General features: G+C 37.1%; 16 protein-coding genes, 1 riboswitch and 1 other annotated feature (1 of these 18 only partly in view). Of the genes, 6 read left to right on the forward strand and 10 right to left on the reverse strand.

Annotation, left to right across the window (positions count from 1 at the left end; genetic code table 11):
* Window positions 1–102, reverse strand: a binding site (T-box leader) (it extends 143 nt beyond the left edge of the window).
* A 157-nt stretch (window positions 103–259) separates the two neighbouring features.
* Complete coding sequence (udk, locus tag JEM49_RS06010; protein ID WP_201874099.1) at window positions 260–892, forward strand: uridine kinase; 633 nt, start codon at window positions 260–262, stop codon at window positions 890–892.
* 35 nt (window positions 893–927) lie between these two features.
* On the opposite strand, the gene JEM49_RS06015 is transcribed toward udk, so the two are convergent.
* From JEM49_RS06015 to JEM49_RS06035, 5 genes are all read right to left on the reverse strand, one after another.
* The gene (locus JEM49_RS06015; RefSeq protein ID WP_201874101.1) at window positions 928–2,631 is read right to left on the reverse strand and encodes an MFS transporter; all 1,704 of its coding nucleotides are present in this window, start codon (window positions 2,629–2,631) and stop codon (window positions 928–930) included.
* A gap of 310 nt (window positions 2,632–2,941) precedes the next feature.
* A complete protein-coding gene (locus JEM49_RS06020; RefSeq protein ID WP_201874103.1) occupies window positions 2,942–3,520 on the reverse strand; it encodes an ECF transporter S component in 579 nt (192 codons plus the stop codon).
* Window positions 3,521–3,567: 47 nt separating this feature from the next.
* Window positions 3,568–3,658: riboswitch (TPP riboswitch) on the reverse strand.
* A 27-nt stretch (window positions 3,659–3,685) separates the two neighbouring features.
* Window positions 3,686–5,455, reverse strand: a complete 1,770-nt coding sequence (locus JEM49_RS06025) for an ABC transporter ATP-binding protein (protein WP_201874105.1) — start codon at window positions 5,453–5,455, stop codon at window positions 3,686–3,688.
* Window positions 5,455–7,185 (reverse strand): ABC transporter ATP-binding protein, encoded by a 1,731-nt coding sequence (locus tag JEM49_RS06030; RefSeq protein WP_201874107.1) that lies wholly within the window; start codon window positions 7,183–7,185, stop codon window positions 5,455–5,457. The genes JEM49_RS06025 and JEM49_RS06030 overlap by 1 nt, the downstream gene beginning before the upstream one ends.
* A complete protein-coding gene (locus JEM49_RS06035) occupies window positions 7,164–7,625 on the reverse strand; it encodes a MarR family winged helix-turn-helix transcriptional regulator (RefSeq protein ID WP_025005428.1) in 462 nt (153 codons plus the stop codon). Before JEM49_RS06035 ends, JEM49_RS06030 begins: the two co-directional genes overlap by 22 nt.
* 142 nt (window positions 7,626–7,767) lie before the next feature.
* Between JEM49_RS06035 and JEM49_RS06040 the strand changes: the two genes are divergently transcribed.
* Window positions 7,768–8,586, forward strand: a complete 819-nt coding sequence (locus JEM49_RS06040) for a transporter substrate-binding domain-containing protein (RefSeq protein WP_087175908.1) — start codon at window positions 7,768–7,770, stop codon at window positions 8,584–8,586.
* Between the two features lie 43 nt (window positions 8,587–8,629).
* Here the strand turns inward: JEM49_RS06040 and JEM49_RS06045 are convergent, their stop codons facing one another.
* From JEM49_RS06045 to JEM49_RS06060, 4 genes are all read right to left on the reverse strand, one after another.
* Window positions 8,630–9,298 (reverse strand): type 1 glutamine amidotransferase, encoded by a 669-nt coding sequence (locus tag JEM49_RS06045; protein WP_191335482.1) that lies wholly within the window; start codon window positions 9,296–9,298, stop codon window positions 8,630–8,632.
* A 13-nt stretch (window positions 9,299–9,311) separates the two neighbouring features.
* Window positions 9,312–10,103 carry an XRE family transcriptional regulator gene (locus tag JEM49_RS06050; protein ID WP_201874109.1) on the reverse strand — a complete coding sequence of 264 codons (792 nt, stop codon included), beginning with the start codon at window positions 10,101–10,103 and terminating at the stop codon, window positions 9,312–9,314.
* Window positions 10,104–10,259: 156 nt separating this feature from the next.
* The gene (locus JEM49_RS06055) at window positions 10,260–11,882 is read right to left on the reverse strand and encodes an ABC-F family ATP-binding cassette domain-containing protein (RefSeq protein WP_201874123.1); all 1,623 of its coding nucleotides are present in this window, start codon (window positions 11,880–11,882) and stop codon (window positions 10,260–10,262) included.
* A 105-nt stretch (window positions 11,883–11,987) separates the two neighbouring features.
* Entirely contained in the window at window positions 11,988–13,070 is a 1,083-nt protein-coding gene (locus JEM49_RS06060; RefSeq protein WP_201874125.1) for a M42 family metallopeptidase, read from the reverse strand.
* A gap of 91 nt (window positions 13,071–13,161) precedes the next feature.
* On the opposite strand from JEM49_RS06060, the gene JEM49_RS06065 reads away from it, so the two are divergent.
* Entirely contained in the window at window positions 13,162–14,361 is a 1,200-nt protein-coding gene (locus JEM49_RS06065; RefSeq protein ID WP_087235680.1) for an MFS transporter, read from the forward strand.
* 31 nt (window positions 14,362–14,392) lie between these two features.
* Here JEM49_RS06065 and JEM49_RS06070 read toward each other — a convergent pair whose 3' ends face one another.
* A complete protein-coding gene (locus JEM49_RS06070) occupies window positions 14,393–15,862 on the reverse strand; it encodes an MFS transporter (protein WP_201874127.1) in 1,470 nt (489 codons plus the stop codon).
* A gap of 128 nt (window positions 15,863–15,990) precedes the next feature.
* Between JEM49_RS06070 and JEM49_RS06075 the strand changes: the two genes are divergently transcribed.
* The 3 genes from JEM49_RS06075 (at window position 15,991) to JEM49_RS06085 (ending at window position 18,850) form a co-directional block, all read left to right on the forward strand.
* Window positions 15,991–16,782 (forward strand): Cof-type HAD-IIB family hydrolase, encoded by a 792-nt coding sequence (locus JEM49_RS06075; RefSeq protein WP_201874129.1) that lies wholly within the window; start codon window positions 15,991–15,993, stop codon window positions 16,780–16,782.
* A 198-nt stretch (window positions 16,783–16,980) separates the two neighbouring features.
* On the forward strand, window positions 16,981–17,511 hold the full coding sequence (pyrR, locus tag JEM49_RS06080) for a bifunctional pyr operon transcriptional regulator/uracil phosphoribosyltransferase PyrR (RefSeq protein ID WP_098045702.1): 531 nt from the start codon (window positions 16,981–16,983) through the stop codon (window positions 17,509–17,511).
* Window positions 17,512–17,521: 10 nt separating this feature from the next.
* Entirely contained in the window at window positions 17,522–18,850 is a 1,329-nt protein-coding gene (locus JEM49_RS06085; RefSeq protein WP_098036887.1) for a solute carrier family 23 protein, read from the forward strand.
* Window positions 18,851–18,903 lie beyond the last annotated feature (53 nt).

An 18,903-nucleotide genomic window follows, 5' to 3' on the forward strand; every position in this document is an offset into this window, starting at 1 on the left:
TGCTAAAAGTGTTTTTCAATAATCCAGGGTCTACTGACTTCTCACTACCATCAGTTCACTGCAAAGAATAGATTATCTACTCGTCTTTTTCATAGCCTTTTAATTTATTGATATATATTTAACAGTATTTTTTATAAAAATGCAAGGCAATTTCCTTACTTTTGAAAAGAAGTTTGATTTTAGAGCAAATTAGGTCTGTTAATATTCGGAAAATAGCTTAAAATGTTTATTGATATGTAGAAAAATAAAGGAGTTTATGATGGGAAAACTTGAAAAACCTGTTATTATCGGAATTGCTGGGGGATCGGGAAGTGGGAAAACAACTATCGCCCACGAGATTGCTAATAATATTAACGAACACGATCGTATTATGATCATGACGCAAGATTCTTATTATAAGGACAATACCGGCGTACCAATGAAAGAACGGATGAAAATCAATTACGATCATCCTGATGCATTTGATATGCCTCTTCTTGAAGCACAACTTAATCAATTGCTTCATCGTAAGCCAATTGAAATGCCAACCTATGACTTCACTCAACACATACGCAGTGATGAGACAATCCACGTTGAACCAGCTGACATCATTATTTTGGAAGGAATTTTGGTTCTTTTCAACGAAGATATCCGCAACTTAATGGATATTAAAGTCTACGTTGATACTGACGATGACATTCGCTTCATTCGCCGACTTGAACGCGATATGAAGGAACGTGGTCGTTCTCTTGATTCAGTCATTAACCAATACCTTGGTACGGTAAAACCAATGTACAATCAATTTATCGAACCAACTAAGCGTTACGCTGACATCATTGTGCCAGAAGGCGGAGAAAATGATGTGGCAATCGACATGCTTACTACTAAATTACAATCAGTTTTAAACCAATAAAAAAATGGGGCTAAGCTCCATTTTTTATTTTTTTATTATTTGGATTCTTCAGATGCATGACTATCACGCAAAATCCGATTATACTTTTTAGCAAATACGAGAATCAATACAATTCCTGACACAATATATAATGCAGCCGCAATAATATAAGCATTGGCATAACCTTGTTGCGTCTTCAAAAGATAGAATTCAGTAAATAATCCATCGATGACGCCAACAACTGACAATGCAATTTCAATTACCGCACTAAAGGCAGGACGCATATCCTTATCTACTAAAATCATTTGTACTTCTTGTTGTACAGGCATAGAGGCATTTGCAAGGCCTGAACGGAAGAATAAAATTGTGCCTACAACTGCAAATAAAGCGGCACCCGTTCCGAGCATCTTGGCATTGGCCATTACTAACATTAATGGTGCACAAATGATTGTACTGATCGCAATCGTCATAATTGAACCTAACTTCTTAGCCAAATAAGGTGCAAAGAAGTAACCTACAAAGATGGCAACGGTTTGTAACGTATTAATAGTTGAAGTTATTCCCCGTGGAATATGTAAAATATTATTCAAATAAATTGGCACGTATTGGATAAACAATCCAGCACCTAATTGGACAGCACATAAATAAAGTACCCAGACAACCGTTTTATAGTTAACGAGTCGTTTGTAAGTTGTCATTTTCTGCTGCAATGTTTCTTTTTTATCTTTACTTTCAGTTGAACGATAATCAATTGGCTTATCTTTAATAAATAAAGCGAGAACAAAGGCAATAAAGGTAATCACGGCTGTAATAATATTTACCCATTTATACGCGCTAATATAATTTGAAAGCATTGTCCCTTTCATTGCATTTGAATCGGCTGACAAATTTGAAGCTGTCTGATAACTGATACTTTGTAATTTACTAAAAATAAATACAACGGCTTTACCACCAATAAACATCATGATACTTTCAGCGATTAAGTTAACCACCATAGCTACAGTAAACATTTTCGTTCTTATTTTGCTAGGAACATAAGATGTCCACATCAGTGGGTACATTAAATCATAAACTCCAATTGCCGAAGAAGATACGTCACGTGGAATATGTAAATAATTATTTAAATAGATTGGCACATAGACAGCGATCAATCTCGCACCAAGTTGTACACCCGCAATATAAACAATCCACATAATGGTTCGTTTATTAAGCAACTTTTTGTACATTGCAGCTTTTTGAGCGGGTGTGGTGCTTTCTTCACTTGCTTCTGAACGATAGTCTCGTGGTACATTATGAATGAATAAAGCTAAAATGAAGGCTAACATCGTTACAGCGGCGGTAATAACGAGCAAAATCCGATAAGCATTAGTATAGTTTGCTAATACTTGGCCGTGCATTAATTCTGGCCGTCCTGATGCAATAGATGCATCCCGATATGAAGTACCTTGAAGTAAACTAAAGAACCAAACAACTGCTTTTCCACCAAAGAAAGTACAGATCGTTTGAGTAATCAAGTTTACAATCATAACGACAGAGAACATTTTAGTTCTAATCTTCTCTGGTACATATGAAGTCCACATCAACGGATACATTAAGTCATAAACCCCAATTGCGGTCCATGAAATCGTATATGCAATCATAATGATAATTTGATTGGTAGTCACACAAGTTAAGGCCATAAAAATAGCAGTCATTGGTGGCAATACCAATAAGATATTTCTATAACCATATTTGTGAACAGTAGCAATCATTAAAGACATCGGAATCGCCGTTGCGGCATTAAAAATATTAAGTCCTGAAATTAAGTGTGGCGCAACAATCTTATAGTAAGAAAGTGCAGCATCATTAGTAATACCAGTAACTGCGCCTAAAATACCATAGATCCATAAATAATGACATTTTTACGATATCGCGGATTCCAATTTTTTATCGCTTCCGCTTCTTCTTTCTTTTCTTCACTTGTTCGTCGAGTCAAAAAAATCTCTTCTTTTCATGAAAACGTATACACATATCCATATTCATTTTAGCACTCACCCATTATTAATTCAGTATATACGTTTTAGATAAGGCTTATTTGATTCTCGGCTTTAATGTTTTATCAAACAAATTAGTAATTAATTTTACTAGTACTCCATCAAAAAGAAGGGCTGAAATCATGCTAGCAATGAACATTGCGATCTGCAAGTTGACACTATAATGACTCCATCCAAATAAGAAATATGATGGAATAAAACCACCTAAGTTAGCAAAGAAGGCTCCTGTTAAAACGCTCTTCCAAGAAAATCTTTCATAACGTTCTTTTTTAGGAAAAAAGCCAATTTCATTTGTAGCACCCTGAATTAACCCTTCAAAAATAGTCAGAGCACCCCATTGGCCACCAATTGCCATCTCAACTGTTGCCGCTAATAATTCACCAATCGTACCTGAGCCTGCCGTAGGGACAAAATACATTGCAAGTGGTGCAGCCATATACCAGAGTCCAGTAAAGATATTGTCCACAACCGGTGCATATCCAGTCGGTAAAAAGCTAAGTTTAACCAAGTTATACACATTATTAAAACCATAAGTGTAGATAACTCCCATAATGATCCCAATTAAGGCAACTAAAATAATTGATTTAACATTCCACTTTGCTGATCGTGTAAACATAAAAATGCTCCTAACTAACTATTACAGTCAGTAGGAGCACAAAAATAATCGATTTCATCGCACTTTCCTTAACGCAAGTATTACCTTGTTCAGGTTCAAAGGGTATGTCTCAGCTTTTCAGCACCCCTAGTGACTTTTTTATTCAACTATTGTCAGTATACCACATTAATCAAATGCCATTTGGTCAGTATAAAGTTTGTAATAAAAACCTTTTTCTTTTAATAAATCTTCATGACTTCCTGACTCAATTACATTACCATCTTTGAGTACAACAATCTTATTAGAATTTAAGATTGTCTTTAGTCTATGTGCAATTACAAAGCTAGTCCGACCGGCAATTACCGCATCCATCGCCTGTTGAATCTTTTCTTCGGTTACCGTATCCACATTCGAAGTAGCCTCATCCAAAATCAGGAAATCGGGATTAATCAAAATAGTCCGTGCAATTGAAATTAATTGCTTTTGTCCTGTTGAAAAGACAGAACTACTATCATTCACCTTGGTTTCATAACCACCCGGTAAACTTTCAATGAAGTCATGAATATCTGCCTGTTTTGCGGCACTAATTACTTCATCCATCAACGCGTTTGGTTTACCGTAACGAATATTATCTGCAATTGTACCAGTAAACAAAACAGAATCCTGTAATACAATGCCGATATTATTCCGTAACGATTCAAGCTGAATATCACGCACATCGACCCCGTCGAAGGTTACCTTACCTGAGTTAACATCATAAAAACGATTAAGCAGATTCATGATCGTAGTCTTTCCTGATCCGGTTGGTCCAACTACGGCAACAGATTGACCCTTATTTACTGAAATGTTAACTCCATGCAAGATTTCTTTATTTTCATCATAGCCAAAATGGACATTCTCTAATTTAACAGCTTTTTGCAAACCGTTAATCTTTTTACCATTTGGCACTGCATCTTCGTCTTTTTGTTCTTCAACCGTTGCCAATCTTCTAGCACCTGTTAATGCCAACTGAATCATAGAATAAATAGAAGTAATTTGGGTTAATGGTTGGAAATAAGTCTGCGAATATTCCACAAAAGTTACAATTAAGCCCAAACCGATTGCTTGACTAACTTGACCGGAAATAATCATCCAAGCTCCCATCGCGATAACAATGGCTAAGTTAAGCAAATTTAGTCCGTTCATTAATGGAAAAAGAATGCCTGAGTAAAATTGTCCCTTAAACATAGCATTTCGAACTCGGTTGTTATAGGTCTTAAAGTTTTCTATAGATTCTTTTCTTAAATCATTGGTAATAATGATTTTTTCACCATTAATCTGCTCAGTAATATAACCATTCAAATCTCCGATTTCATCTTGTTGTTTATCAAGATAAATGCGAGCCTTTTTCATGATTAATACACTAACAATCAGGATTAATGGTGTGGTCGCAATTGTAGTCCAAGCAAGTTGTTGGTTGACCATAAACATGATGACAATCGTCCCAATGAACATTATTCCTTGGGAAATAATTTCAAAGATGGCGTTGTTCATTGCGTTAAAGATATTATCCAAATCGGAAGTAAATAAAGAAAGTAGCTTACCATCTTGATGCGTGTCAAAATAGCGCACTAACATACGTTGAAACTTAGCAAATAAATTTTCACGCATATCGTTAGTTGAATCTGCATTGAATTTGGACATAACCATCCATGCGATGAAAATTGCAACTTGACTTAGAACGTAGAACAAGAGCATTGACCATAATGCACTATAGAACGTATTTAAACTAGCTGTGTCTTTCTTTAAATCGGCTAAATAGTTAGTCAAATCAGTCACAGCACGGCCTAAAAACGTTGGAGCAATTACTTGTGCACCACTTGATAGCAAAGATAGAAGAATTACAATAGCAATGCCTTTTTTATATGGTTTTAGATACTTAATAAAATAGTGAATAGCTTTTCTTGTATCACTCATTATTTTCCTCCTCTCTTGCCCTTTTGTGTCTTGAAGATTTCTTGGTAAACAGGTGATGTCTTCAATAATTCTGCATGAGTGCCTTGAGCAACCAGCTTACCATCATCTAAAACTAAAATCGTGTCTGCATGCACAACTGACACAATCTTTTGCGCAATAATAAACGTCGTTGTATCTGGTAATTCATGTTCTAAGGCCTGTTGCACCTTCTTTTCAGATTCTGCATCAAGTGCAGAAGTGGAATCATCTAAAATTAAAATTGGTGTTTTAGCAACTAATCCTCGTGCAATAGAAAGACGTTGTTTTTGACCACCGGAGAAATTGGATGACCGCTCTTCTACCTCATGATCAAATGAATCATTATATCGCTCAATAAACTCAGATGCTTGAGCCATATTAGCCGCTCTTTGTAGTTCATGCATTCTAGCTCTAGAATTTCCTTGACGCAAATTAGAAGCGATCGTGCCAGAGAACAAAATTGCACGTTGCAAAACAAACGTTACAGTTTTACGCAGAGCCGTTTCATTAACATCTTTCAAGTTATGGCCACCAATTTTAACCTCACCTTTGGTTGGATCATAAAGACGCGCAATTAGCTGCGCCAAGGTTGATTTACCTGAACCTGTAGCACCAACAATACCAACCATTTGTCCTGGCTTGATCTTAAATGAAATATCTTTTAGAGTTTCATCTTCACCATCAGGATAAGTAAATGAGACATGATCAAATTCAACAGAACTGCCTAATATATCAGTAGACGCATTTTCATTGAATTTAACATCCGGTTCCGTATCCAAAATTTCTTTAATACGGCCTAAGGAAATGTTACCTCTGGCAAATTGCATCATAGTCATTCCGGCAATCATGATAGTCCACAGAAGTGTTAATATGTAGTTAACAAATGGACTGACGACTGCTACATCAGTTGGATGAGCTGCAATACCTTGTCCAATTAGATAAACTACCAGCGTAATTACTAAATACGCAATAAGTTGAAAGGCCGGCATAATCGTAGAGAACCAATAACCAATCACAATATTATAGTTGTTCAAACGATCTGAAGTCTGATTAAATTTCTTTATTTCTTGAGGACCTTGATTAAAAGATTTCACCACTCGTACACCTTGCAGAGTTTCCTGTGCTCGACCCGAAATCTTATCCATTGTTTTTTGAAATTTATCAAACAAACTGTTCATTTGTTTTAAAACATAAATACCAAAACCAATGATCAAGGCCACCATTATTACAGTTGCCCACCAAAAACGTGGGATAATTACAATACAGAAAATAAAAGATCCCACAATTAAAATAGGCATTCTGAGCAATTGCATAAAGAGTTGCATCAACATGTTCATGATCTGATTCATATCGTTGATCAAACGCGTGGTCAATGATCCCGCTGAAAAGTTTTCAATATTACCAAAAGAAAAACTCTGGATCTTAGCATAGGTTTCTTCACGTAAGTCACTAGTCACTCCTTGTGCGATTCTAGCGGCATAGTAAACGTTGAAGACACCCGAAATGATGGCTACAATGCCTAATACAACTAAGATGATACCGTCGCGAACAACGATATCTTTTTGATCCAACATAATTGCTCGTTGAATATTTTCTAGCAAACGCGGTTGATATAATGTTGCAAAGGCGGAAACGATGATTGCAACAAGGGCTGCAAAAATATCTTTCTTGTAATGCTTAAAGTGCGGTATTAAGATTTTGAATGCTTGCATTTATTACTCCTTTCTTCATTAAAAAAATCCCAAAAGGTATTGCCCCATTCTGTTAATAAATCAGTTAAAAGCTGCATCTTTTCAGAGCCAAGTTTTTGAGCAGTCCGTTCTTCTAACTTAAATAATGACTGCATCTTTTGCTTAGCATACTTATTTCCGTCAGCAGTCAATTCGCAAAAACGTACTCGCTTATCTTGAGGATCCACGCTCATAATAAGATAGCCTGAATCATGCAATATTTTTATTCCCTTATTAATGGATTGTTTGGGTAAATCAGTTAAACCAACTAATTGTTTTTGCGTTAATTTTTTACGTAACAGCAATTCATATAAAATTACTGATAAATAATCTGAGAGTTCATGATCTTGATCCCACTGCTGGTAGGCCCTATTCCCATGAACTATGGCCATATTCAATTTTTCCGACTCACTTATTTTCATTTGTTTCACCTTCTTATTTAGTCTCTACACATACCAATAATATTAGTATATACAGAGACTATCATCAAGAAGATAAATTTTCATTTTTTCAGAATAAATTGGTATAATAAAAAATTATTATAGGAAGTTAGGAAGTGACACCATGAAAAAGAGATTTTTTCTTTCAACTTTACTAATTGGAATAGCGCTTTTTACACTATCAGCTTGTGGACAAAATAAAAATCAAAATGTCTACCAAACGGTGAAATCTACTAAAACAATCAATTGGGGTGTTAAGGCAGATACGCCGTTGTTTGGATCAATGAGCATCAAAACTGGCAAAATCAATGGTTTTGAAATTGATCTTGCTAAAGCATTAACCAAAGAAATGCTAGGTAAAAATGCTAAAGCAAATTTTGTTACTACAACGGCAAATACTAAAATTCAATTATTAAAGAATAGAAACGTAGATGCGGTAATTGCGGCGATGACCATTACACCTGAACGTGAAAAACAAGTTGACTTTAGCAAGCCTTACTTTCCTGCTGGTCAGTCAATTATGGTTGCCAAAGATAGTAAGATTAAAAATGTTAAGGATCTAAATAATAAGAAAGTTTTAGTAGTAAAAGGAACAACTGCTGCCGATGCAGTTAAAAAGTTCGCTCCAAAAGCAGAAATCCTCCAATTTGATGATTATGGTCAAGCGTTTGCTGCCTTAAAAGCTGGACAAGGTAATGCTTTTGTAACTGATAATGGTATCTTAGTTGGTATTTTACGCGACAGTTCAGGTTATAAATTAGTCGGCGGAAACTTTACCAATCAACCATACGGAATTGCTGTAAATAAAGGTCAGACCGAAATAGATAAACAAATTAATTTAGCTCTGACCAAGCTAGAAAAAAATGGCACTTACAATCGCTTGCTTAAAAAGTGGTTCGGCAATATTCCTGGTTTTAATGTAAAAACAGCTGAAAAATATTAATAAAAAAAGATTAGCTATAAATTCATAGCTAATCTCTTTTTTACTAAGCAGTAATGTAATCAAGCAAAAGAAACATTACATCTTTATTTTCTTTTGGAACACCATGAGCAATTATTTCTTGTGGTGTCTGATGCAAATCATTATTTTCTAATGCATATGCTCCATCATTAATAGCGATCTCTCGCACATTGTCTTCTTTAGGTTCAAAATGGAATTGCAATCCAATTACCTTATTTCCCAGTAAATATCCCTGATTCTTTACTAAATCACTTGAAAATAATAATTTAGCTTCTTTAGGAATTTCACTCATTTGCTGATGCCAATGAAGTGCTGTTAATTTTTCGGGAAGTTCAGTAATTGTATGATTTTGTAAATATACTGGAGCCCAACCGACTTCTTTAGCTGGTGCATCGAGTACCCGATATCCCAATGTTTTAGCAATCTGTTGACTACCAAAACAAATACCTAAAATTGGTTTATGAGCATCAAGCATTTGCTTAATTAACACCCGTTCATTTTCTACCCAATCCAATTCATCGTTAGGACTATTAGGACTTCCTAATATCACCAACAAATCAGTTTCATCAAGCGTAGGTAAAATACCAAAATCTGCTGGATGATAAACAAACATTTCATGGTTATGTTCATGGCACCAATCTTGAATAGATCCAGGGCCCTCATTAGGTGCATGTTGCAATACATTAACGCGCATTTCAATACTTCCTTTAACGTTGATTATCTACACTATAAAAAGCTCGCCAAATTTCTTCCATTCTAGCCAAACGATGCCAGTCGGCTTGCTGACACAATTTGTATAATTCATAAACAGGATCATAATCAATTGTGTCATTTTTGTTTTCCTTCAAATAGGCTAGCACAGTCTTAATCAGCATAAATCTGAATTTTTCTATTTCATTGCGATTAAAATATTTTTCATAATATTTAGTTATTAAGAAATTAATTGTAGAATTTGATGCTTGCTTTAAAGTTGCGGGATTTTTACGGTAATTGTTTAAATCATCTGTAGAAATACCCGTTTCTTTACTTAACTGTGATATTTTAATATTATCATCTGTTACTACTCGTTTAGCCTTTTCTACATCTGTTAAAAGGTGTGGCATAACCATATGAGGAGGTATTTGACGCTTATTCAACTCATTAATTATGTTCATAGCAGCTCGCTGCATTTGTTCGATTGCGGCATCTCGATCAAGATTACTATTCTTGATATGTCCCACGACAAAGGTATGATCCGACACCTCATACTTTTTAGTAACAGGATTAAAAAAATCACCTATTACATTATTTACTACAACTTCTTTTGTACTTGCATGATCATAATTAAAAGGTATATTTTCCAACTTACCTGTGACAGAAGAAAATGGTAAGTTATCTATCGTAAAAACTTGAACGTAAACATCGTATTCCACCTTATTATCCATATCAGAAAAATGCTTATCATACATTCTTACTTCACGATCTTGAATAAAATCTTCAAAAATAATCTGCTCTTTCATTAACAACTTTCCCTATTTCCAATATAATATTTTTCTTATATTAATATAATAAATAAAGAACAACTCTTATAAAGCTAACTTTTTTAATTTTATTTTACTTTTCTACTTGTATTTTTAACACAAAAAAGGATTCTTTTCATCTGAATCCTCTTAATTTTAATATATTTTTTTAACTTGTTCCTGAATACTGTCTTTATCCAAGAATTCATCATAACTAGTATCTTGTCTGCTGACGATTCCTTTAGGGCCAACTTCGATGATATGATTGGCAATTGTTTGAATAAATTCGTGATCGTGAGAAGTAAATAATATTGAACCAGGATATGCTACCAAAGCGTCGTTCAAAGCAGTAATTGATTCCAAATCAAGGTGATTAGTTGGATCATCCATAATTAATACGTTAGCCGGCTCAAGCATCATTCTAGACAATTGACAGCGAACTTTTTCACCACCAGATAATACTTTAATTTTCTTCTCAATTTCTTCCCCACTGAAAAGCATTCTTCCTAAGAAACCACGAAGGAATGTATTATCATCTTGTTCCTTAGTCGCATATTGTCTTAACCAATCTAAGATAGTTAAATCATCGTTATTAAAGTTTGCATTTAAATCACGAGACATGTAGTTAAAGGCTGTAGTCTGACCCCAGGTAACAGTGCCTGTATCTGGCTTAATTTTGCCAGCAATAATATCAAGCAAAGCGGTTGTTGCTAAAGCGTTACGTGATAAAAATGCAACCTTGTCACCGGGACGAACTATAAATGAAACATTATCTAAGATCTTTTCACCATCAACTGAGTATGAAACGTTTTCTACCTTAACCAAATCATTTCCAAGATCACGATGCATTTCAAATTTAACAAATGGATACTTTCTTGATGATGGTTTAATATCATCCAAAGTAATTTTATCAAGTTGCTTCTTACGAGAAGTGGCTTGACGTGACTTAGACGCATTAGCTGAGAAGCGGGCAATAAATTCTTGCAGCTGCTTAATCTTTTCTTCTTTTTTGGCATTCTGATTAGCTGCTAATTCATTAGCCAACTTACTTGATTCATACCAGAAATCATAGTTACCAACATAAAGTTGAATCTTGCCACGATCAACATCACACATTTCAGTACATACCTGATTTAAAAAGTGACGGTCGTGTGAAACTACGATCACAATATTTGGATAATCAGCCAAAAAGTTTTCTAGCCATTCCACTGTGTGAACATCAAGACCGTTAGTTGGTTCGTCAAGTAAAAGAATATCTGGATTACCAAATAAAGCTTGAGCTAAAAGCACCTTAACCTTTTCTGATTCAGGCAATTCCTTCATTAACATCTGGTGTTCACTTTCAGGAATATCTAATGACTGTAACAATTTAGAAGCATCAGCTTCAGCATTCCAGCCATCAAGCTCTGCAAACTTACTTTCAAGTTCTGCCGCCTTAACACCATCTTCATCACCAAAATCAGGCTTAGCATAAAGCGCATCTTTTTCCTTCATTACTTGATAAAGTTCTTTGTGCCCTTGAATAACCGTATCCATAACGGTGAAATCTTCAAAAGCAAAGTGATCCTGGTTAAGACTAGACATTCTTTCATTCGGATCAATGCTGATTGAGCCTGTCGTTGGTTCAAGCTTACCTTCTAGCAATTTAAGAAAAGTAGATTTACCAGCGCCATTTGCACCAATCACACCGTAACAATTACCTGGGGTAAATTTTAAGTTAACATCTTCATAAAGTGTACGGCCGCCAAATTTAAGACTTAAGTCGGATACTGTAATCAATCGTTATACCTCACTATTATTAATTTAAAAAAGTTAAAATTATGTATCAGTATATCAAAAAAAGCAGATCCAAATGAAGTACGAATCTGCTTTTTTTACTTTTAATTAAAATTTCTTGAAGCTATCCAATTTTTCCTGGGTAATATCACGAATAATTGCAGTAGCTAAATCAACGGATGCCTTAAAGTCTTTGTAACTGCTGAAGCAATATGGGGAGTGCTCGTAACGCACTGGAATACCGATGACAATTGTTGGAGCACCATTTTCGTAGTAAATTGCGGCACCGTCTTGGCCACCACCAGTTCTAACTGAACGAGTGTATGGAATGTTGATCTTGTCAGCCAAGTCGCAAGCATACTGTTGGAACTTAGGGTTTGGCAAGAAAGTAGTATCCATATCGCGAAGCATTGGTCCACGCTTTAAACCGGTTTGTGAAAGCCAATCAGGAGTGAAGGTGTCATCTGCTGGACAGCTTTCTAGTACAATACATAGATCTGGCTTAACTTTTCTAGCAGTTACGTAAGCTCCGCGAAGACCTACTTCTTCTTGGCTAGACAAAGCGGCAACAACATCAAAGTTAGTTTCTTCACCCTTCAAGTTGTCCAAAACGTCAATCATCGCACCGGCACCAAAACGGTCGTCGAAGTCTTTACCAAAGAACAAACCAGATTTTTCGTGGTATTCGCATTTTACATCAACAAAGATTGGACAACCTGTGTCGATCTTGTAGTCCTTAATTGTTTCTTCACGGCTGCTTGAACCAACATCAATTGACATATCGGCAACGTCAGGCACGTTGTTTCTTTCAGCAGCAGTAATAAAGTGTGGTGGCTTAGTTGCGACAACACCAGGGATGTATTCGCCATCGCGGTTTCTAACCTTAACCTTCAAAGCAGGGATATTGTATTTTACCCAGCCACCGAGTGGAACAAACTTGATTAAACCATTTGGACGAACGGCCTGGGTGATAAAACCAACCGCATCTGAGTGGGCATCAAGTTGAATTACAGGACGGTTGCCCTTGTTTTCCTTCTTTGATGCATAAACATTGAGCATCCCGTCAGTCTCAATATTGGCTGTCTTTTCTGCATAGCTAGTAAAAAGTTTAACGAATTCTTCTTCAAAACCAGATGTAGCGTTAGCATCTGAGAATTCTTTAAGCATTTCGATTTCTTGTGCTTTTTCCATAATTTTCTCCTTCTGTAAGTCCTTACATCAAATTTTATCATAGTTCTTTATCTTTATTTTTTGCTAAACTAAAATTAGGAGGGTTTACATCGTGAAAGAAAAACCTATTTGGAAGAAAAATCTATTCGTCTTATCGATCGCGGTCTTCATTGCAGGAATCGCATTTTCAGAAATTATGCCTTTCTTATCGTTATACATTAACACGTTAGGCAACTTCTCTCACCAACAACTTAACTTCTGGTCTGGGATCGTTTATTCTGGTACGTTCATCGTTTCAGCGGTTGTTTCTCCTTGGTGGGGCAAATTAGCTGATAAAAAAGGACGTAAACCAATGATTTTGCGGGCCGGAATCGGGATGTCCGTCGTTATCGCCTGCATGGGGTTAGTCCAAAATGTTTGGCAATTGCTTTTGCTTAGAATGCTGCAAGGTGTATTTGCCGGCTTTATTTCTAACTCTAATGCCTTAGTTGCCACCGAAACGCCGAAGACAAATTCTGGACAAGCTCTAGGAACGATTGCTTCAGCGACCACTGCCGGTACCTTGCTGGGACCACTTGTTGGTGGTGCTTTAACATCAATTTTTTCATACCGCATTACCTTTATGATCACTGGTGGCTTGCTCTTATTATGCTCAATCTTAGTTCTATTCTTCGTTCATGAAGACGACTTTAAGCCAGTTACCGCAAAAAAATTGGACAAAGCCAGCGGCGTAATTAAGTCGCTTCGTTCGCCTCATCTGATCTTTGGTTTGCTATTAACCACTTTAATTATTCAAGCAGCTAATAACTCCATTAACCCAATCGTTTCACTATATGTCCGCCAATTACTTAACGGCCATGACAACGTTGTCTTCATTTCTGGTGTTATCGCCGCCCTTCCTGGGATTGCTACTTTCCTAGTGGCCTCCCGCTTCGGTGCACTCGGTGATAAAATCGGTACTCACAAAATCATCGTGGCTGGTTTTATTGCGGCATCAATTTTCTTCTTCCTGACCGCTTTTGTACGAAACACAGTTGAATTAGGAATTTTGCGCTTCCTAGTTGGTTTTTCTGACGCTTGTTTATTCCCACAAGTACAAACGATGTTAACCAAAAACTCACCTGCCGCCGTTACTGGCCGTATCTTTTCATGGAACCAGTCGGCTATGTACATCGGCAACATCGTAGGACCACTACTTGGTTCATTCGTATCAGGGATGTTCAACTATAGCATGGTCTTCATCGTCACCACGGTGATCGTATTAATCAATCTACTTTTGTTCAGAATCAACGTCATTCGCAATTTACAGTAAAAATAAAAGCTTGAGAAAAATCTCAAGCTTTTTATTCTGCCGCTTTTTTGGCTTCATGTCTGTTATAAATAAAGTTAACTACGTACGCACAAATCATTAAAAACAGTGCCACATACATAATTTCGATAATTCCTGAATGGAAAATTCTTCTCATGATTGGCAATAATGCAGTTGGCAGACTCTTAGCCGATTCCGCATCACTCAACTTGTTCATCATGGTCATCGTAATGCCGCGATGGCCGGCGATTCCTCGAGCCAAAGCCAAGTTCATGATGACCCCATAAATGGCAGCCATCACAGTTTGAGCAAGAATTCGAATCAAGAAACTCAGTGACGTAGCCGGTGCCATATCTTTTTCACTGGCGTCAATCTGCACCTTGATCTGCAAAATAACAAAGATCGAACCTACACCTAAACCAGATAAAGCTGCAATGATCATCAAGATTTGATATGGCGTGTTCATTGGCACCAAGATCAAGCTTAAAATGGTAATAATGATCAAAGTAAAATCGATAATGAGCAAACGATAATTGCTAAAGTGACGCAAGAAATATGGCGCGCTTTGTGAACCGGCAATATCCAAAATGGAGTTAGGGATCAAGGTCATCCCACCGATTAAAGCGGAGGTCCCTAAAATGGCCTGCGACCACATTGGCAAATAAGTGTTAACTGAAATATAAGCACCCCATGCTAGGGCAAACAGGATAAAGTCGCCCACCAACGCTTTATTCATAAAAACACTCAACGGTACAACAGGACTATCTGCCTTGTTTTCCACAAAGATAAAGGCAACAAGTAAGGCAATTCCGATAATGACGAAAGCTGCAACCATGATACCACTAGCTAAACCCAGCATCTGAATTCCAACTAAAAAGCAGGACAAGCCAGCGATCAAAGTGAAGGCACCCATTTTGTCAAAGTGTACTTTTTCCTTAGCCTTGTGCACATCGCGATAAAAGACAAAACTCAAAATAATGGAAATCAGTCCTAATGGGACATTGATGTAGAAGACCCAGTGCCAAGAAAGGGCATCAACAATCCAGCCACCAACAAGCGGTCCCGCAATACATGCCGCACTGAAGCTGGCCGCAATGTAGCTTAAAATAACCGTTCTTCTCTTAATATTCGGATAAATAAAACCGACAATAACATAAGGCAGCGAGCCCATACCGCCGGCACCGATACCCATTAAAATTCTGGCAATTAAGAAGAAGTAAATATTTGGCGCTATCCCTTCAAGTAGAGAACCAACAATAAAGAGGATAAGTGAAAGTTCAAAAGCAAATTTATTGCCCATTCTTTCACCTAATTTGCTCCAAATTGGTACTGAAACGGACATCCCCAGCAAGAAGCAGGCAACAATCCAGCCCATATATTGAATTCCGTGCAGATCAGAAACGATCGCAGGAATTGCCGTATTAATAATGGTAGCGTCTAGTCCTGACATGATATTAGCCAAAAGTAAGGACCAAGTTACCATCGAAATTTGCTTTTTATTCATTCAATCTCACCCTTTTACTTAGAAACTTTTTAACTAGAACATTATGCAAGTTACCTTTATAATTGTCAAAATAGTAAACGGTTTCATGATAAAATATAAATACCTACTTTTTATAGGAGAGATTTTCTATGATTAAATTAATCGCTGTCGATATGGACGGAACTTTTTTAAACTCACAAAGTAAATACAACGAAGTCAGATTCAAGGAGATTCATTCTAAACTTGATGAAAAAGGTATTCATTTTGTCGTAGCTAGTGGTAACCAATATTATCAATTAAAAGATTTTTTCACCGATTATGATGATATTGACTACGTAGCTGAAAATGGTGCACTTATCCGTAATCCAGAAAAGGTTTATGCAGTACACTCTTACCCTACTGAAGCTGTTAAAGCCATCGAAAAATTTTTATTAGATCAAGTACCCAATCTTAATTTCTTAGTCTGTGGTGAACAAGCAGCTTATGGCCTAGATATCTTGCCAGAAAAATACTTTAAGATGTCTAGCCATTACTATCATCACTTAGAAAAAATTAAGAGCTTTAGTGACATTCACGATAAAATCCTAAAATTTGCAGTTCAATGTCCCGATGAAAAAACCGACTATTTTGTTCAATTATTCAAGGACAACTTGAGTCAATATAGCGGCGTTACAAGCAGCGGTCACGGAGACATCGACATCATCCAACCTGACATTCACAAAGCTAACGGCTTAAAAGAATTGGGTGATATTTTAGGCATTAAGTTAAGCGAAATGTGCGCATTCGGTGACGGTGGAAACGATCTAGAGATGCTACGAGAAGTTGGCGATGGCGTCGCAATGAAGAACGCCGTTCCAGCCCTTCTTGAAGTGGCTAACCACGTGACTGACACTAACGATGAAGAAGGCGTTTTGAACTACATCGAAAAAAACATTCTTTAGAATCTGCTTGACAATATCCGCTTTTGCTAGTTTAATATAATAAAAATATAGTGATGACCTTTAAAGTTAGTCCTGTGAGGCTAAGAAGGAAATCTGCGTGAGCTAGTCTTTTTTGTGCTAGTAGAAACAGAAAGACCATCTTGGACTCAGTGTCCTTGGTGGTCTTTTTCTTTTGGTCATCCAAGAAAGGAAAAATATATGGCAAAAGAAATTGTTGATGCAATTAGTATGAAACGTGCCTTAATGCGAATGACCTACGAAATTATCGAACGCAACAAAGGTACTGAAAACTTAGTTTTAATCGGAATCAAGACTCGTGGTCTTTACTTAGCGCAAAGAATTGCTAAGAACCTTAAGAATCTTGAAGATGTTGATGTTCCTGTGGGAGCAATCGATGTTTCTCAATATCGTGATGACCTGCCAGAAAGCGAAAAGGAAAAGATGATTCATGGTCAACAACTCGACTTTGATATCACCGACAAAAACGTTGTTTTAGTCGACGACGTTTTGTTCACCGGTAGAACTATTAGAGCTGCGCTTGATGCAATCATGGATCAAGGTCGTCCAGCTAAGATCAACTTGGCAGTTTTGACCGACCGTGGTCACCGTGAATTGCCAATTCGTCCTGACTTTATCGGTAAGAACATCCCTACCGCAATGGATGAGGAAGTTAAGGTATCATTGACCGAAGTCGATGATAAAGACGGCATTGATATCATGAACAAATAGGAGTATTTGAATGAGTGAAAAAGAAAAGTTTAGAAACCCGGACGCGATTTTAGACGTCTACGAAAAGCCTGAACTTGGTCAAGGTATCCTGCTCTCCTTGCAGCATATGTTTGCCATGTTCGGTTCTACCGTTTTGGTTCCAATCTTAATCGGAATCAACCCAAGTATCGCCCTGCTTTCATCAGGCGTCGGTACTTTAGTCCACATGATCTTGACCCACTTTAAGATCCCAGCATACTTAGGTTCAAGTTTTGCTTTCGTTGCAACTATGCAAGCATTGATGAAGACTGACGGTTATCCCGCTGTTGCTCAAGGTGCGATTGCCTCTGGTTTAGTTTACGTAATCGTGGCTTTGATCATTGCCAAGGTTGGTTCTGGTTGGGTTAACAAGGTTTTGCCACCAATCGTTGTAGGACCAATTATCATCGTTATTGGTTTGTCTCTTGCTACGACTGCTGCCAATGATGCGATGATGAACAACCAAAAGTATGATTTAACCTACTTTGGCGTTGCCATTTTCACATTGGTCATGACTTTGGTCTTCCAAATGTGTTTCAAAGGCTTCACGAGCTTAGTTTCAATCATGCTCGGCATCATCTGTGGTTATATCTTAGCCTGCTTCTTAGGCATTGTAGACTTCTCAGGTGTTGAAAAAGCCGCTTGGTTCTCTATTCCTTCACTTGATGTGATGGGCATTAGCTACCACTTCAAATGGTATCCAGCTGCTATCTTAGCCATGGCACCAATCGCCTTCGTGACGATGACGGAACACATGGGACACATTATGGTGCTTAACTCATTGACTAAGCGTAACTTCTTTAAAGATCCTGGTCTTCACAGAACTATGATGGGTGACGGTATTTCAACGATTATCGCCGGTTTCATCGGTGGTCCTCCTACAACTTCATACGGTGAAAACATCGGTGTGTTAGCTATGACTAAGGTGCACTCTGTTTGGGTCCTTGCCGGTGCCGCAGTTTGTGCGATCATCTTCAGTTTTGTTGGTAAGCTTGCTGCGTTAATCGAATCAATTCCAATGCCAGTAATTGGAGGAATTTCATTCTTACTCTTTGGTACAATCGCTTCTAACGGTTTGAAGATCTTAGTTGACGATAAGGTTGACTTTGGTGAAAAACGCAACATGTTAATCGCTTCAGTTATCTTGGTTATCGGTATCGGTGGTGCATACCTCCAACTTGGCAACTTCCAATTAACTTCAGTTGCCCTTTCAACCATTATCGGTATGATCTTGAACTGGGTTCTTCCTAAGAAAGCTGCCAGTGAAAAGGCACTTGAAGAAAAGAATAAGCAAAAGCAAGATGGTAAGATTTACCAATAATTAATATTAAGCAAAAAGCAGTTAGCTATCACTAACGATAACTAACTGTTTTT

It is taken from the genome of Lactobacillus sp. A27 (assembly GCF_016742815.1).
Classification (GTDB): domain Bacteria; phylum Bacillota; class Bacilli; order Lactobacillales; family Lactobacillaceae; genus Lactobacillus; species Lactobacillus gallinarum.